Source organism: Pseudomonas sp. SK3(2021) (assembly GCF_016772375.1).
Taxonomy (GTDB): domain Bacteria; phylum Pseudomonadota; class Gammaproteobacteria; order Pseudomonadales; family Pseudomonadaceae; genus Aquipseudomonas; species Aquipseudomonas chlororaphis_I.
In genome coordinates this window covers 467601-481977 of sequence record NZ_CP061943.1, presented here as the reverse complement: position 1 = coordinate 481977, position 14377 = coordinate 467601, and the positions used below count along the sequence as shown (strand labels likewise).

Here is a 14377-nt window from a genome sequence, read left to right as displayed (position 1 = left end):
CGCTCCTACAGGAAGAAGACGGTTGAAATCAGCAAGAAACCCGACAACGGAGATCGCCCATGGCCCGTGTTTCCCTTCTCAGTTGGCCGTTGGCCGCGCCCTCCGCCAGGCCGCTGTCCTGGCCGCGCATCCACCGGCGGCTGTTGCCCTGGCTGCTGCCCCTGAGCCTGTTCGCCCTGTGGTGGCTGGCCAGTCGCAATGCCTGGATGAGCGAGCAGATCCTGCCGGCGCCCAAGCTGGTCTGGAGCAGCGCGCTTGAGCTGGCCGGTGGCGAGCTGTGGAGCCATCTGGCGATCAGCCTGCAACGGCTGGCCTGGGGCCTGCTGGCGGGCATCGGCGCCGGCGCCGTGCTGGGCGCCGCACTGGGTTCCAGCCGGCGCCTGGAGCGCCTGGTATTCCCGACCTTCGCCGCCCTGGCCCAAGTCCCGACCCTGGCCTGGATCCCGCTGTTCATGGTGTTTTTCGGCATCGGCGAATGGCTCAAGCTAGTGGTCCTGGTCAAGGCCATCGTAGTGCCGGTGACCCTGCATACCCTGGTCGGCGTGCGCGACGCCCAGCCCAGGTTGCGCGAAGCCGCCGCGGTGCTGCGCCTGCCGCCGCACCTGCTGATCCGCCGGCTGGTGTTGCCCGCTGCGTTGCCGGCCTTCATGGCCGGCGTGCGCCTGGCCCTGGCCGCCGGCTGGACCTCGCTGCTGGCGGTGGAACTGCTGGCCTCCAGCGAAGGCATCGGCTACCTGATGGTCTGGGCGCGCCAGCTGTTCATGCTGGATATCGTCTTCGTCTGCATCGGGGTGATCGGGGTGATTGGCGTGGCCATGGACCGCGGCATCGGCCGGCTGGACAAGGCCCTGGTGCACTGGCCGCACCCGGCCATCGCGCAGATCCGCCGGGGCCCGCACTACCAGGGCTGGCAACGCCTGCAACCCTGGCTGCTACCGCTGTTCCTGCTGGCGCTGTGGCAAGTGGCGAACCAGCTGGAATGGGTCGATGCCAATATTCTGGTGAGCCCGCTGGCGGTGCTGCAAACCACCTGGAACGGCCTGCTCGACGGCAGCCTGTCCGGTGGCCTGGGCCTGAGCCTGCGGCGCACCCTCGGCGGCCTGCTGCTGGGTGGCGGCCTGGGGTTTGCCCTGGGCCTGCTGCTGGGCCTGTCGCCCCTGAGCGAACGCATTCTGGGGCCTACCCTGGCGGCGCTGCGGCAGATCGCCATTTTTGCCTGGGTGCCGTTGCTCACCGCCTGGTTCGGCCTCGGTGAACTGGCGAAATGGGTGTTCGTCGCGCTGGCGGCGTTCTTCCCGCTGTTTGTCGCCACCCAGCGCAGCGTCGCCAACCTGTCGCCGCAACTGACCGAGGCGGCGCAAGTGCTGCGCCTGAACCTCGGGCAACGCCTGCGCCGCCTGGTGCTGCCGGGCGCCGCGCCGGGGATCTTCGCCGGGCTGCGCCTGAGCCTGATCTACGCCTGGCTGGGGACCATCGGCGCGGAATATTTCATGCCGTCCAACGGCGGCATCGGCAGCCAGATGATCGGCGCCCAGCAGCTGCTGCTCATGGACCTGATCATGGCCGGCATGCTCCTGGTAGGCCTCACCGGCGCCCTGCTCAACCTCATCGGCCAACAACTCGAAACCCGCGCCACACGCTGGAGACACGCATGAACGCAGTCGTACCTTCCCCCATCGTCAGCTTCAACCAGGTGGGCAAGACCTTCGAGGTCGCCGGCGGCGAACTGGAGGCGATCCGCGAATTCAACCTGGAGATCGCCGAGGGCGAATTCGTCGCCATCGTCGGCTCCAGCGGCTGCGGCAAATCCACCCTGCTGCGCCTGCTGATCGGCCTGGACACGCAGTTTCGCGGCGAGATCCGCGTCGACGGCAAGGTCGTCGACGGCATCGGTGGCGAACGCGGAATCGTGTTCCAGGAGCACCGCCTGTTCCCCTGGCTGACGGTCGAGGAAAACATCGGCCTGGGCCTGGTCAACGAAGCCCTGAGCGCCAGCGAACGGCAAACCCGCATCGCCGATTTCATCGAGCTGGTGGGCCTCACCGACTTCACCCGCGCCTACCCGCATCAACTGTCCGGCGGCATGGCGCAACGGGTGGCCATCGCCCGCGGCCTGGTGGCCAGCCCACGCATCCTGCTGCTGGACGAACCCTTCGGCGCCCTCGACGCACTGACCCGCCAGCAGATGCAGGACGAGCTGCTGGCGATCCGCGAGCGGGCCAGGATCACCACGGTGCTGGTCACCCATGACGTCGAGGAAGCGATCTTCCTCGCCGACCGCGTGGTGGTGATGGAGCCGCGCCCCGGCCGGATCAAGCGGGTGGTGGACATCGCCCTGCCCCATCCGCGCCAGCGCAGCAGTTTCGACTTCCACCAGCTGCGCGAAGAACTGCTCCACGAACTGACCAGCGACGATCGCTACCAGGTGCCTTTGCCCGCCCGGATCCGTGACCTGCCACTGGCCTTTATTGCTTGCTGATGAGGAGTGAATAGATGCCGCAACGTCCCAACTTCCTGGTGATCCTCGCCGACGACCTGGGCTTTTCCGATCTCGGTGCGTTCGGCGGCGAAATCGCCACGCCGAACCTCGATGCCCTGGCTTTCAATGGCCTGCGCCTGACCGACTTCCACACCGCGCCGACCTGCTCGCCGACCCGCTCCATGCTGCTCACCGGCACCGACCACCATATCGCCGGCATCGGCACCATGGCCGAGGCCCTGACCCCGGAACTGATCGGCAAGCCGGGCTACGAGGGCCACCTCAACGACCGCGTGGTGACCCTGCCCGAGCTGCTGCGCGACGCCGGCTACCAGACCCTGATGAGCGGCAAATGGCACCTGGGCCTGACCGCCGAACGGGCGCCCCACGCCCGTGGTTTCGAGCGTTCGTTTTCGCTGCTGCCCGGCGCCGCCAACCACTACGGTTTCGAGCCGACCTACGACGAAAACACCCCGGGCCTGCTCAAGTCCACCCCGGCGCTGTACATCGAGGACGACCGCTTCATCGACGAGTTGCCCAAGGACTTCTATTCCTCCGACGCCTTCGGCGACAAGCTGCTGCAGTACCTCAAGGAGCGCGACCAGACCCGGCCGTTCTTCGCCTACCTGCCGTTTTCCGCGCCGCACTGGCCGCTGCAGGCCCCCGAGGAAGTGGTCGCCAAGTACCGTGGCCGTTATGACGCCGGCCCCGAAGTGCTGCGCCTGGAGCGCCTGGAAAAGCTCAAGCAACTGGGACTGATCGAGGCCGATGTGGAGCCGCACCCGCTGCTGGGCCTGAGCGCCGAATGGGCGGCCCTGAGCGAGCAGCAACGGCAGGTTTCCGCGCGAGCCATGGAGGTCTATGCGGCGATGGTCGAGCGCATGGACTGGAACATCGGCCGGGTAGTGGACTACCTGCGCAAGCAGGGCCAGCTGGACAACACCTTTATCCTGTTCATGTCCGACAACGGCGCCGAAGGCGCGCTGCTGGAGGCCTTCCCCAAGTTCGGCCCGCAGCTTTTGACCTACCTCAACCAGCACTACGACAACAGCCTGGACAACATCGGCCGCGCCAACTCCTACGTCTGGTACGGCCCGGCCTGGGCACAGGTCGCCACCGCACCGTCACGCCTGTTCAAGGCCTTCACCAGCGAAGGCGGCATTCGCGTGCCGGCGCTGGTGCATTACCCGCAGCTGTCGCTCAAGGGCCGGATCAGCCATGGCTTCGGCACGGTGATGGACATCACCCCGACCCTTCTCGACCTGGCCGGGGTACGCCATCCGGGCAAGCGCTGGCGCGGCAAGGAGGTGGCGCCATTGCGGGGCAAGTCGTGGCTGGGCTTCCTGTCCGGCGAGACCGCGCAGGTGCACGACGAACACACAGTCACCGGCTGGGAACTGTTCGGCCGCCGGGCGATTCGCCAGGGCCACTGGAAAGCGCTGTACATCCCCGGCCCCGTGGGCCCGGCGACCTGGCAGCTGTACGACCTGGGCCAGGACCCGGGAGAAATCCACGACCTGGCGCAGAGCCATCCGGACAAGCTCGCCGCCCTGATCGACCATTGGCAGCAATACGTGGACGAAACCGGAGTGATCCTCAGCGCCTCGCCGTTCCAGCCGGATTGAGGTTGCCCGATCAATCGTTATCGCGAGCAAGCTCGCTCCTACAAAGGCTGGTGCAATCCTGGTAGGAGCGAGCTTGCTCGCGATTGGCCCTCAAGAGCACCACCTCACACCCTGACACCCTCCACCACCTCCTGCTCCTTGCGAGTAAAGCGATTGGCCCGGCCAAAGGTGCCGAAGTCGTTGAAACGCACGCCCATCTCGGCCATCACCTTATGCGCCACCGGCGCGGTCAGCTGGCGGATGTAGAAAGGTTCCTTGACCACGAAATGGTGGATCCCGTGGGTGCTGCCGAAGTTGCAGCAGAACGCCTGCAACGGCCACAGCCACCAGGGGTTGAGCACCTGGGTCTGCTGGATCACGTTGCCCGCTTCGATGTCACCGTAGTAGTGCATGTTCGAGCTGACGAAGTGCAGGCAAAAGGTGCGCAGCACATTGGGGCCGATGATCACCACCACGGCGATATCGATCACCTGCATCACCGCCAGGGTGCCGGCCGACCAGTCGATGGGCGCACCCAGCAGCGTGGCGACGCCATTGGCGGCGTGAAAGCCGAGAAACACATACCAGGCCCCCCAATGCAGCAACGCCAACGGTGCATACACCTTCAGGGTGCGCTTGAGGATGTTGAGCTTGTGCGCCCAGGTCCTGGCGCGCAGGGTGCGGATCAACGACGACATGAGATTGTCGCCGACCATCAGCAGGCGGGCGAAACCCCAGGGCTCGCCGTTGGTGATGGCGCGCTCCTCCATGTCGGCCTCGGTGCCGGACACCTTGTGGTGATTGAGGTGCAAATGGCGGCGGATCCAGGGATTGATGGTGCTCGGCCGCGCCAGCCAGACCAGCGCCAGCATCAGGTTGTGGGGGATGCGCTGCTTGCGGAAATACATGCTGTGGATCAGGTCGTGTTCCAGCTCGTGGGTCAAGGAGGCGAAAAATGCGTTGAGCAGCAGACAGGCCCACCAGGCCAGGTAGCCACCGATGTAGAGCGCCGCCGTGCCGATCATCCCGGCCAGGGCCAAGGCCAGGATGCCGGCGCCCAACGCGTCCTGATGCTTGAGCAGCGGATAGCGCTCGCGCAACTCGACGCCCCTGGCCAGCACCACCTCACGAATATGCGCCGATCGTTGCTGGGCATTCAGCCGGTCGGGGCTTGCAGAAGTACCGTGCATGCTTCCATCCTCTGGTTATTGATGTTCGCATCCTGCCCTGTGCCCGCGCGCCGGGCGCTAGCCGCGGACGCCAACCTGTTGACCGGACGCGCCAACCGCCATGACCGAACCCACTACCCTCGCCAGCTGGACCCGCGCCTTGCGCAAACAGCTCGATGCCCTGGGCCTCGACAGCACCGCCTTGTGCCATCAGGCCGGCCTCGACCCACAACTGATGGACGACCCCAACGCGCGCTACCCGCTGTCGGGCACCACCCGCCTGTGGCAGCTGGCGGTACAGGCCAGCGGCGACCCGGCCATCGGCCTGCGGGTCTCGCGCTTCGTCAGCCCGACCACCTTCCACGCCCTGGGTTATGCGCTGGTGGCCAGCGGCAGCCTGCGGGAAGTGTTCGAGCGCATCGTGCGTTATCACCAGGTGGTCAGCGACGCCCTGGAGCTGGAGCTGACCCGCACCGAGGACCGCTATCGCTTTCGCCTGAAAGTCCCCGAGGGCAACCCGGAGCCGGCGTTCGAGGCCATCGACGCCTTTGTCGCGATCTACGTGCGCACCTGCCGCAACCGCCTGGGCCGCGACTACGCGCCGCTGGCGGTGTACCTGCGGCGCCCCGAGCCGGCGGATCCCAAGCAATGGCACACGGTGTTTCGCGCGCCGGTGTTTTTCGGCGCCGACGAGGATCGCCTGGAGTTCGGCCCGCACGACTTCGACAGCCACCTGGACGACGCCAACCCGGAACTGGCCGAACACAACGAGGCGGTGCTCAAGCGCACCCTGATGCAACTGCAACCCTTGACCTGGGAACGCAAGGTGCGCGGGGTCATCGAGTCCCAGCTGCCGGAAGGCGAACCCTCGGCCGAACGGGTCGCCCAGGCCCTGCACCTGAGCCTGCGCAGCCTGCAACGCCACCTGGCGGACGAAGGCTGTCGCTTCGACACCCTGCTCAACGAGTGCCGGGAGAACCTGGCCCTGCTGCACCTGCGCGACCCGCAGTGTTCCCTGAGCGAGATCAGTTACCTGCTGGGGTTCGCCGACGCCAGCAGCTTCAGCCGCGCGTTCAAGCGCTGGACCGGGATGACGCCGGGGCAGTTTCGCGATGGGTTGCGTTAACTGGGAGACTGGCGGTGCTAGTGCCGGCCTCATCGCGAGCAAGCTCGCTCCTACATGAACAACGCAGGCCCCTGTAGGAGCGAGCTTGCTCGCGATAGCGATCTGACGGTCAAACCCCGGCCAATATCCGCAACCGGTCTTCGTCGAGGATCTCGATCTCGCCGTACCCCAGCTTGAGGATGCCTTGCCCCTGCAAGTCCTTGAGGATCTGGTTGGTGGTCTGGCGCGACAGCGACAGCAGCAGCGCCAACTGCTCCTGGGGCAGGTGCAGGACCCGGCGCGGGGTGTCGGTCTCGCCGTAGCCGCGGGCGATCATCCACAGGCGGTTGGCCACCCGCGCCGAGGCCGGCATCAGGCTCAGCTGTTCAAGGTTGATGAAGGTCAGGCGCAGCTTGTGGCTCATCAACAGCGCCAGCTGCCGCCAGTATTGCGGGTGCTCGTCCAGCAGCTCGAGCAGCGTCGCCTGGGGCACATTGAGCAAGCTGCACGGGCCCACGGCATAGGCGTCATGGGTGCGCGGCTGGCCGTCGAACAGGCTGATCTCGCCGAACCAGTGCGGCGCCTCCACCAGGCTCAGCAGTGCCTCCTTGCCTTCCTCGCTGACCGCGCCGACGCGCACCGTGCCTTCCAGCACCGCGTACAGGCCGCAGGGCGGATCGCCGCGCTGGAACAGGCGCTGGCCCGGCGCCAGCGAGCGCAAACGGGCATTGGCCAGCAGACTATCCTGTAATTGAACGGGCAAGCGGCTGAACCACTGGCCGCTCATCAGGCGCTCACGCCAGACTTGCATCTTCATCGATAGCGTTATCCACACGGGGCAGCGAGCCGATTGTCGCCTAGCCGACAGAGCCGGCAACCGGCGCAGGGCATGATTCGATCACCCTACAGAAGGAACAACAATGAAAAGCCTCGTCGACCATCTCAGTCAATACGCCGCCTACCACCGTGATCCGCGCAACATCGCCAGCCACTTTATCGGCATTCCCCTGATTGTGCTGGCCGTCGCGGTCCTGCTGTCGCGCCCCGCCTGGCCGGTCGCCGGGTTGTGGCTGTCGCCGGCGCTGTTGCTGGCGCTGGCGTCATGCGGGTTCTACCTGCGCCTGGAACTGCGCCTGGGGTTGCTGATGACGCTGCTGATGGGGCTGTCGGTGTGGGCCGGCCATGCACTGGCGCAGCACAGCACCCTGGTCTGGCTGGCCAGCGGCGTGGGCATGTTCGTGATCGGCTGGGTGATCCAGTTCGTCGGCCATTACTACGAAGGGCGCAAGCCGGCCTTTGTCGACGACCTCTCGGGGCTGATCGTCGGGCCGTTGTTCGTGGTGGCGGAGCTGGCGTTCCTGCTGGGGCTGCGCCAGGCGCTCAAGCATGAGATCGAGGCGCGGGCGGGAGGGGTGCGGGTCAATCCGAAGCGTGCCGCTGTTTGAGATCGCTATCGCGAGCAAGACGGATCGCCGCCCGCTCCTACAGGTTCGTGTCGTTCACGGCATTTACGAACGACGCCGATCTGTAGGAGCTTGCTCGCGATGCTTTTGCCTTTTAGATAGTGGCGACCTTCTGCCAGACCTTGGGCTTGAAGAACAGCGTCTCGCCCTTGGCCAGCCCGACCAGGCTGTCATGGTCCTTCACCACTTCGGCCTCGATCAGTTCGCTCTGCCCTTCGACCTTCAAGGTCACCCGGGTGGTGGCGCCCAGCGGACGGATATCACGCACTTCAGCGGCATGGTGATCGGCCAGTTCGGAGCGCGACAACGACACTTCGTGCGGACGGAACAGCACATGGTGGTCCTCGCCCAGGTGCAGGCGGTTGGAGTCGCCGAGGAAGTGGTAGACGAAGTCGCTGGCCGGGTTCTCGTACACCTCGCCCGGCGAGCCGATCTGCTCGATCACGCCCTTGTTCATCACCACGATACGGTCGGCCACTTCCATGGCCTCTTCCTGGTCGTGGGTGACGAATACCGAGGTCAGGTTGATGTCTTCGTGCAGGCGCGCCAGCCAGCGCCGCAGCTCCTTGCGCACCTTGGCATCCAGGGCGCCGAAGGGCTCGTCCAGCAGCAGCACCTTGGGCTCCACCGCCAGGGCGCGGGCCAGGGCGATCCGCTGGCGCTGGCCGCCGGACAGTTGCTCCGGGTAACGGTCGGCGAGCCAGTCCAGCTGCACCATGTTCAACAGCTCATGGACCTTCTCGGCGATCCTGCTTTCGCTCGGGCGCTGGTTTTTCGGCTTCATGCGCAGGCCGAAGGCGACGTTGTCGAACACGCTCATATGGCGGAACAGCGCGTAGTGCTGGAACACGAAACCGACGTTGCGATCGCGCACGTCGTGGCCGGAGACGTCCTCGCCGTGGAACACGATATTGCCGGCGTCCGGGGTTTCCAGGCCGGCGATAATCCGCAGCAGGGTGGTCTTGCCACAGCCGGACGGGCCCAGCAGCGCCACCAGCTCGCCGCTCTGGATGTCCAGGTTGATGCTGTTCAGGGCCTTGAAGGCATTGAAGTTCTTGCTGACGTTACGGACTTCGATCGACATGATTCATTCCTCCGCGGCGCTGGCGCGCAGGCGGTTGATACGGTTTTCGCTCCACTGCTTGAGCAGCAGGATGAAGAGCGCCAGGATCAGCAACAGGCTCGCGACGGCGAACGCGGCGACGTGGTTGTATTCGTTGTAGAGGATCTCGACGTGCAGCGGCAGGGTGTTGGTCACCCCGCGAATGTGCCCGGAAACCACCGACACCGCGCCGAACTCGCCCATGGCCCGCGCGGTGCAGAGCACCACGCCGTAGATCAGGCCCCACTTGATGTTCGGCACGGTCACATGCCAGAACATCTGCCAGCCGTTGGCCCCCAGCAGCCTGGCGGCTTCCTCTTCCTGGGTACCCTGCTCCTGCATCAGCGGGATCAGTTCGCGGGCGACGAAGGGCACGGTGACGAAGATGGTCGCCAGGACGATGCCCGGCAGGGCGAACACGATCTGGATATCGTGATCCGAAAGCCACGGCCCGAACAGGCCCTGGGCGCCGAACATCAGCACATAGACCAGGCCGGCGATCACCGGCGACACCGAGAACGGCAGGTCGATCAGGGTCACCAGGATGCTCTTGCCGCGGAAGGTGTATTTGCTCACGCACCAGGCGGCGCTGACACCGAACACCAGGTTCAGCGGCACCGAGATCAGCACGGCGATCACCGTCAGCTTCAGGGCCGACAGCGCGTCCGGCTCGAAGATCGCGGCGAAGAACGCGCCGAGGCCGAGCTTGAGCCCCTGGGACACCACGATGAACAGCGGCAGCAGCAGGAACAGGGCGAAGATCAGCCAGCCAAGGCCGATCAGGATGCGTCGCGAGGTGGCGCTGCCACGACGGTCGGCGTTGGCCGAAGAGGCTGCGGAAATAGACGATTGGGACATGTGCGCGCCTCCTTATGGGGTTTCGATGCGCCGCTGCAGCAGGTTGATCAGCAGCAACAGGACAAAGGAAACCACCAGCATCAACACGCCGATGGAGGTCGCGCCGGTGTAATCGTACTGGTCGAGCTTGACCATGATCAGCAGCGGCAGGATTTCGGTTTTCATCGGCATGTTGCCGGCGATGAAGATCACCGAGCCGTACTCGCCGACGCCCCGGGCAAAGGCCAGGGCAAAACCGGTCAGCCAGGCCGGCAGCAGCGCCGGCACCAGGATGTGGCGGAACACCTGCCAGGGCCTGGCACCGAGGCAGGCGGCGGCTTCTTCGACTTCCCGGGGGATGTCGGCCAGCACCGGCTGTACGGTGCGCACCACGAACGGCAGGGTGACGAAAGTCAGCGCCAGGGTGATGCCCAGGGGGGTGTAGGCGATCTTGAACCCCAGGTCGCTGGCGAACTGGCCGACCAGGCCGGTCGGTGCGTACAGCGCGGTCAGCGCGATACCGGCCACGGCGGTGGGCAGGGCGAACGGCAGGTCGATCATCGCATCGATGATCTTGCGCCCGGGAAAGCTGTAGCGCACCAGCACCCAGGCCAGCAGCGTGCCGATCACGCCATTGATGATCGCCGCGTACAGCGCCGTGCCGAAGCTCAGCTTGAGCGCGGCGATGACCCGCGGTGCCGAGATAATGGCCCAGAACTGATCCCAGGTGAGTTGGGCGGCATGCACGAACATCGCCGCCAGGGGTATGAGCACAATCAGGCTGAGGTACACCAAGGTGTAGCCCAGCGTCAGCCCGAAGCCGGGTATGACGGGGGAGATACGACGCGACATAAAAGTCCTTGGTTAGCGGGTAGATACCATTGCAGGAGCGAGCTTGCTGGCGAAGAACTCAAGGGCACCGCGCTCATTCGGCATGTACGCGTTATCGTTGACGATCTTCGCGAGCAAGCTCGCTCCTACAGGTAGTGTTGCTTACTGCGCCTGGTAGATCTGGTCGAACACCCCGCCATCATTGAAGAATTTCGGTTGGGCAGTTTTCCAGCCGCCGAAGTCCTTGTCGATGGTCACCAGGTCCAGTTCCGGGAACTGCTGAGCGTATTTGGCCGCGACCTCCTTGTCCCGCGGACGATAGAAGTTTTTCGCCGCGATTTCCTGGCCGGCCGGGCTGTACAAGTGCTTGAGGTAGGCCTCGGCGATCTCGGTGTTGCCCTTTTTCTCGGCGTTCTTGTCCACCACCGCCACTGGCGGCTCGGCGAGGATCGACAGCGAAGGCACCACGATGTCGAACTTGTCGGCGCCGCCGTCTTCCTTCAGCGCCAGGAAGGCTTCGTTTTCCCAGGCCAGCAGCACATCGCCCTGACCGTTGTTGACGAAGGTGATGGTCGAGCCGCGGGCGCCGGTATCCAGCACCGGGACGTGCTTGAACAGCTCCTTCACGTATTCCTGGGCCTTGGCTTCGCTGCCGCCGGCTTTCAAGCCATAGGCCCAGGCGGCGAGGAAGTTCCAGCGGGCGCCGCCGGAGGTTTTCGGGTTCGGGGTGATCACCGACACGTCTTTCTTGATCAGGTCGCCCCAGTCCTTGATGCCCTTGGGGTTGCCCTTGCGCACCAGGAACACGATGGTCGAGGTGTAGGGCGTGCTCGCATCCGGCAGGCGCTTTTGCCAGTCGGCCGGCAGGCTCTTGCCGAGCTTGGCGATTTCATCGATGTCGCCGGCCAGCGCCAGGGTCACCACGTCGGCGCGCAGGCCGTCGATCACCGCGCGGCCCTGCTTGCCCGAGCCACCGTGGGATTGCTGGATCTTGACCTTGTCGCCCGGGTGTTGCTTGTTCCAGAAGCTTACGAATTCGCTGTTGTAGTCCTGGTACAGCTCGCGGGTCGGGTCGTACGACACGTTGAGCAACTCGTAATCCTTGGCAACGGCGGAACCGGCAAAAACGGCGCTGGCGAGGGCGGCCAGGGCATAACGGCGAATCGACGACATGATGGAGCTCCCGAATTTTTAATGTGCTGGCATTTTCTTATGGCGAATCAGGCCCGCATTCGTGGGCGAACGCTGGGGTTGAGGTTGGGGGTCATGGATGACGCCCTCCGGTGGTCCGGTCGGGCCTCTCGCGGCGAGAGGTCGTGCGGAAATTCAGCTTGGTTTATTGCCAGGGTTTTGCAGGCGGAATTTTTCCTTGCGTTCGATCTGCACGACCTGGGCGTTGTGCACGGTGATTTCCACCGCGCCGAAACGCAGGTCGCGCAACGCGCTTTGAATCTCGCGCAAGATGGTTTGTTCGTCCTGGCCGTCAACGCTACGAAGAGATGCGCTCATGGTGTTGCTCCTGAATGAGATGTGCCTGGCAGTGGCGGCACTGCTTGCGGCGTGAGGGCAATAGTAGATAGGCGCAGATATTCTTAAAAATACTATTTAAGAATTTTTATATAACCAGAAAACATTATCTGAATTGACGCGGGGTTGCGTCTCTTCAGGCGGCAGAAAACCCTGTAGCCGCTGCCGCAGGCTGCGATAGGACCGCAGGTCCTCCTACGTCCTCACGCGCGCCACGGCCGTCCTCCGAACGCGGCCCGGGCCGATCGCAGCCTGCGGCAGCGGCTACAGTGGGTGGAATCGATGCGAGCCCGGCAATCAGTGGATCTGCGGCGCCCGGCCCCATTCCAGTTGCGCCGCCGGCACCGGGCGGCCGAACCAGTAGCCCTGGCCCAGGTCGCAACCCTGGTCGAGCAGGAAGTGCGCCTGTTCCGCCTGCTCGATGCCCTCGGCGTGCACCTGCATGCCCATGCTCTGGGCCAGGGCGACGATCACCCGGGAGATCGCCGCGTCGTCTTCGTCCCACGGCAGGCCGGCGACAAAACCCTGGTCGATCTTCAGCTTCTGCACCGGCAGGCGCTTGAGCCGCAGCAGCGAGGAATAACCGGTGCCGAAGTCGTCGATGGCCAGGCGCAGCCCCAGTTCGCGCAGGCGATGCATCTGCTCCAGGGCGACTTCCGGGTCTTCCATCACCGCGCTTTCGGTGACCTCCAGCTCCAGGTAGGCCGGGTCGAGGCCGGTGTCGTGCAGCACCTGGGCCACCTGCTGGTACAGCTCGCGGCGGGCGAACAGGCGGCTGGAGACGTTCACCGCGACGAAGGACAACGCCATGCCGGCCGCCTGCCATTGGCACATCTGCCGACAGGCCTGCTGCATGACCCAGGCATCGATCTCGGCGATCAGCCCGGTGCGCTCGGCAATCGGAATGAACTCGCCAGGCGGCACCAGGCCGCGTTGCGGATGCTCCCAGCGCACCAGCGCCTCGACCCCGACCAGGCGGCTGCTGGCGAGGTCGTGCACCGGCTGGTAGAACACCCGCAGCTCCTGCTGCTCCAGGGCGCGGCGCAATTCGAAGGCAATCTCCACCCGTTGCTGGGCGTGTGCCGTCAGCTCCTCGGTGTACAGCGCGTAACTGTCGCGCCCGGCGCTCTTGGCCTTGAACAGCGCCGTGTCGGCATTACGCAACAGTTGCTCGGCGCTCAGGGCATCGCTGGGAAACAGGCTGATGCCGATGCTGGCATTGATGAACAGCTGGTTCTCGTCCATCAGGAAAGGCTGCTTCACCCCGTCGATGATGCGCTGCGCCAGCACCGCGGCCTGCCCCGGCTGTGCGCAGCTCTCGACCAGCACGGCGAACTCGTCGCCGCCCAGCCGCGCCAGGGTGATGCCCGGGCCGAACATGCCTTGCAGGCGCTGGGCCACGGCCTTGAGCAGGCGGTCGCCGACATTGTGCCCGAGGCTGTCGTTGATCATCTTGAAGTGATCCAGGTCGACCATCAGCAGCGCGCAGCCGCGCTTGTGGATCTGCGCCGACGCCAGGGCCTGCTCGGCGCGGTCGGTGAACAGCAGGCGATTGGGCAGGTCGGTCAGCGGGTCGTGGTGCGCCAGGTGGGCCAGTTCGTGCTCGGAATCCTTGATCGCGCTGATGTCGGAGAACACCGCGACATAATGGCTGAGCTGGCCGTCGTCATCGCGGATGGCGCGGATGGTCTGCCACTGCGGGTAGATCTCGCCGCATTTGCGCCGGTTCCAGATCTCGCCGCTCCACTCGCCCGTGGCATTCAGCGAATCGAACATGGCCTGGTAGAAATCCGCCGTGTGGTGCCCGGACTTGAACAGGCTCGGCTGGCGGCCCAGCACCTCGTCGCGCTGATAGCCGGTGATCTCGATGAACGCCCGATTCACATGGACGATCTGGCCCCGGCGATCGCTGACCAGCACCCCTTCGCGGGTGCAATCGAACACCGCGGCCGCCTGGCGCAGACGCTCGCGGTCCTCGCGCCGGTGATGCCGCCAGGAGTCGGCGCCCAGCAAACGCAACAGACGGCCCCGCGCGATGAAGATCAGGACTGCGCTGACCAGGGCCCAGAGATACCCGTTGATCAGTTGCCAGCGCGCCAGATCGTTCGACTCATCGAAGAAACTGCTCAATAAATGACCACTGAACTGCAACCACAATACAGACAGCAAGAGATAGAGCAGGGCTGCGCGCAAAGCGTCGCGAGAAGAAACCGACATAAGGTCGTCAATGTCCTTACGGAAAGCTAGGGATTATAGAGGA

The 14377-nt window shown here is 65.1% G+C and carries 13 protein-coding genes; 5 read left to right on the top strand and 8 right to left on the bottom strand.

Going from position 1 to position 14377, the window contains the following annotated elements:
* The first annotated feature begins 59 nt into the window (after window positions 1–59).
* From IF690_RS02140 to IF690_RS02130, 3 genes are read left to right on the top strand one after another with little or no spacing between them, the layout of a single operon-like run.
* Window positions 60–1655 carry an ABC transporter permease gene (locus tag IF690_RS02140; protein ID WP_202698658.1) on the top strand — a complete coding sequence of 532 codons (1596 nt, stop codon included), beginning with the start codon at window positions 60–62 and terminating at the stop codon, window positions 1653–1655.
* The gene (locus IF690_RS02135; protein WP_202698657.1) at window positions 1652–2479 is read left to right on the top strand and encodes an ABC transporter ATP-binding protein; all 828 of its coding nucleotides are present in this window, start codon (window positions 1652–1654) and stop codon (window positions 2477–2479) included. Before IF690_RS02140 ends, IF690_RS02135 begins: the two co-directional genes overlap by 4 nt.
* 14 nt (window positions 2480–2493) lie before the next feature.
* On the top strand, window positions 2494–4104 hold the full coding sequence (locus IF690_RS02130; RefSeq protein ID WP_202698656.1) for an arylsulfatase: 1611 nt from the start codon (window positions 2494–2496) through the stop codon (window positions 4102–4104).
* A 104-nt stretch (window positions 4105–4208) separates the two neighbouring features.
* Here the strand turns inward: IF690_RS02130 and IF690_RS02125 are convergent, their stop codons facing one another.
* On the bottom strand, window positions 4209–5273 hold the full coding sequence (locus IF690_RS02125; protein ID WP_202698655.1) for a fatty acid desaturase: 1065 nt from the start codon (window positions 5271–5273) through the stop codon (window positions 4209–4211).
* Between the two features lie 100 nt (window positions 5274–5373).
* Between IF690_RS02125 and IF690_RS02120 the strand changes: the two genes are divergently transcribed.
* Window positions 5374–6378 (top strand): AraC family transcriptional regulator, encoded by a 1005-nt coding sequence (locus tag IF690_RS02120; protein ID WP_202698654.1) that lies wholly within the window; start codon window positions 5374–5376, stop codon window positions 6376–6378.
* 109 nt (window positions 6379–6487) lie between these two features.
* On the opposite strand, the gene IF690_RS02115 is transcribed toward IF690_RS02120, so the two are convergent.
* Window positions 6488–7174 (bottom strand): Crp/Fnr family transcriptional regulator, encoded by a 687-nt coding sequence (locus tag IF690_RS02115; RefSeq protein ID WP_202698653.1) that lies wholly within the window; start codon window positions 7172–7174, stop codon window positions 6488–6490.
* 103 nt (window positions 7175–7277) lie between these two features.
* Between IF690_RS02115 and IF690_RS02110 the strand changes: the two genes are divergently transcribed.
* Window positions 7278–7802: an Mpo1 family 2-hydroxy fatty acid dioxygenase gene (locus IF690_RS02110; protein WP_202698652.1), complete on the top strand. Its 525-nt coding sequence runs from the start codon at window positions 7278–7280 to the stop codon at window positions 7800–7802.
* A 112-nt stretch (window positions 7803–7914) separates the two neighbouring features.
* On the opposite strand, the gene IF690_RS02105 is transcribed toward IF690_RS02110, so the two are convergent.
* From IF690_RS02105 to dibA, 6 genes are all read right to left on the bottom strand, one after another.
* Window positions 7915–8904, bottom strand: a complete 990-nt coding sequence (locus IF690_RS02105) for a sulfate/molybdate ABC transporter ATP-binding protein (RefSeq protein ID WP_202698651.1) — start codon at window positions 8902–8904, stop codon at window positions 7915–7917.
* Window positions 8905–8907: 3 nt separating this feature from the next.
* Entirely contained in the window at window positions 8908–9780 is an 873-nt protein-coding gene (cysW, locus tag IF690_RS02100; RefSeq protein WP_023969946.1) for a sulfate ABC transporter permease subunit CysW, read from the bottom strand.
* Window positions 9781–9792: 12 nt separating this feature from the next.
* The gene (cysT, locus tag IF690_RS02095; protein WP_202698650.1) at window positions 9793–10611 is read right to left on the bottom strand and encodes a sulfate ABC transporter permease subunit CysT; all 819 of its coding nucleotides are present in this window, start codon (window positions 10609–10611) and stop codon (window positions 9793–9795) included.
* Window positions 10612–10752: 141 nt separating this feature from the next.
* Window positions 10753–11763, bottom strand: a complete 1011-nt coding sequence (locus IF690_RS02090; RefSeq protein ID WP_202698649.1) for a sulfate ABC transporter substrate-binding protein — start codon at window positions 11761–11763, stop codon at window positions 10753–10755.
* A 153-nt stretch (window positions 11764–11916) separates the two neighbouring features.
* Window positions 11917–12099 carry a sulfur starvation response protein OscA gene (gene oscA / locus IF690_RS02085; RefSeq protein ID WP_009041629.1) on the bottom strand — a complete coding sequence of 61 codons (183 nt, stop codon included), beginning with the start codon at window positions 12097–12099 and terminating at the stop codon, window positions 11917–11919.
* Between the two features lie 315 nt (window positions 12100–12414).
* Entirely contained in the window at window positions 12415–14334 is a 1920-nt protein-coding gene (dibA, locus tag IF690_RS02080) for a phosphodiesterase DibA (protein WP_202698648.1), read from the bottom strand.
* Window positions 14335–14377: the final 43 nt, after the last annotated feature.

Bases quoted from the DNA above. Each gene is read 5' to 3' on its own strand.
- IF690_RS02140 (WP_202698658.1), top strand. From the start codon at position 60: ATGGCCCGTGTTTCCCTTCTCAGTTGGCCGTTGGCCGCGCCCTCCGCC.
- IF690_RS02135 (WP_202698657.1), top strand. From the start codon at position 1,652: ATGAACGCAGTCGTACCTTCCCCCATCGTCAGCTTCAACCAGGTGGGC.
- IF690_RS02130 (WP_202698656.1), top strand. From the start codon at position 2,494: ATGCCGCAACGTCCCAACTTCCTGGTGATCCTCGCCGACGACCTGGGC.
- IF690_RS02125 (WP_202698655.1), bottom strand. From the start codon at position 5,273: ATGCACGGTACTTCTGCAAGCCCCGACCGGCTGAATGCCCAGCAACGA.
- IF690_RS02120 (WP_202698654.1), top strand. From the start codon at position 5,374: ATGACCGAACCCACTACCCTCGCCAGCTGGACCCGCGCCTTGCGCAAA.
- IF690_RS02115 (WP_202698653.1), bottom strand. From the start codon at position 7,174: ATGAAGATGCAAGTCTGGCGTGAGCGCCTGATGAGCGGCCAGTGGTTC.
- IF690_RS02110 (WP_202698652.1), top strand. From the start codon at position 7,278: ATGAAAAGCCTCGTCGACCATCTCAGTCAATACGCCGCCTACCACCGT.
- IF690_RS02105 (WP_202698651.1), bottom strand. From the start codon at position 8,904: ATGTCGATCGAAGTCCGTAACGTCAGCAAGAACTTCAATGCCTTCAAG.
- cysW (WP_023969946.1), bottom strand. From the start codon at position 9,780: ATGTCCCAATCGTCTATTTCCGCAGCCTCTTCGGCCAACGCCGACCGT.
- cysT (WP_202698650.1), bottom strand. From the start codon at position 10,611: ATGTCGCGTCGTATCTCCCCCGTCATACCCGGCTTCGGGCTGACGCTG.
- IF690_RS02090 (WP_202698649.1), bottom strand. From the start codon at position 11,763: ATGTCGTCGATTCGCCGTTATGCCCTGGCCGCCCTCGCCAGCGCCGTT.
- oscA (WP_009041629.1), bottom strand. From the start codon at position 12,099: ATGAGCGCATCTCTTCGTAGCGTTGACGGCCAGGACGAACAAACCATC.
- dibA (WP_202698648.1), bottom strand. From the start codon at position 14,334: ATGTCGGTTTCTTCTCGCGACGCTTTGCGCGCAGCCCTGCTCTATCTC.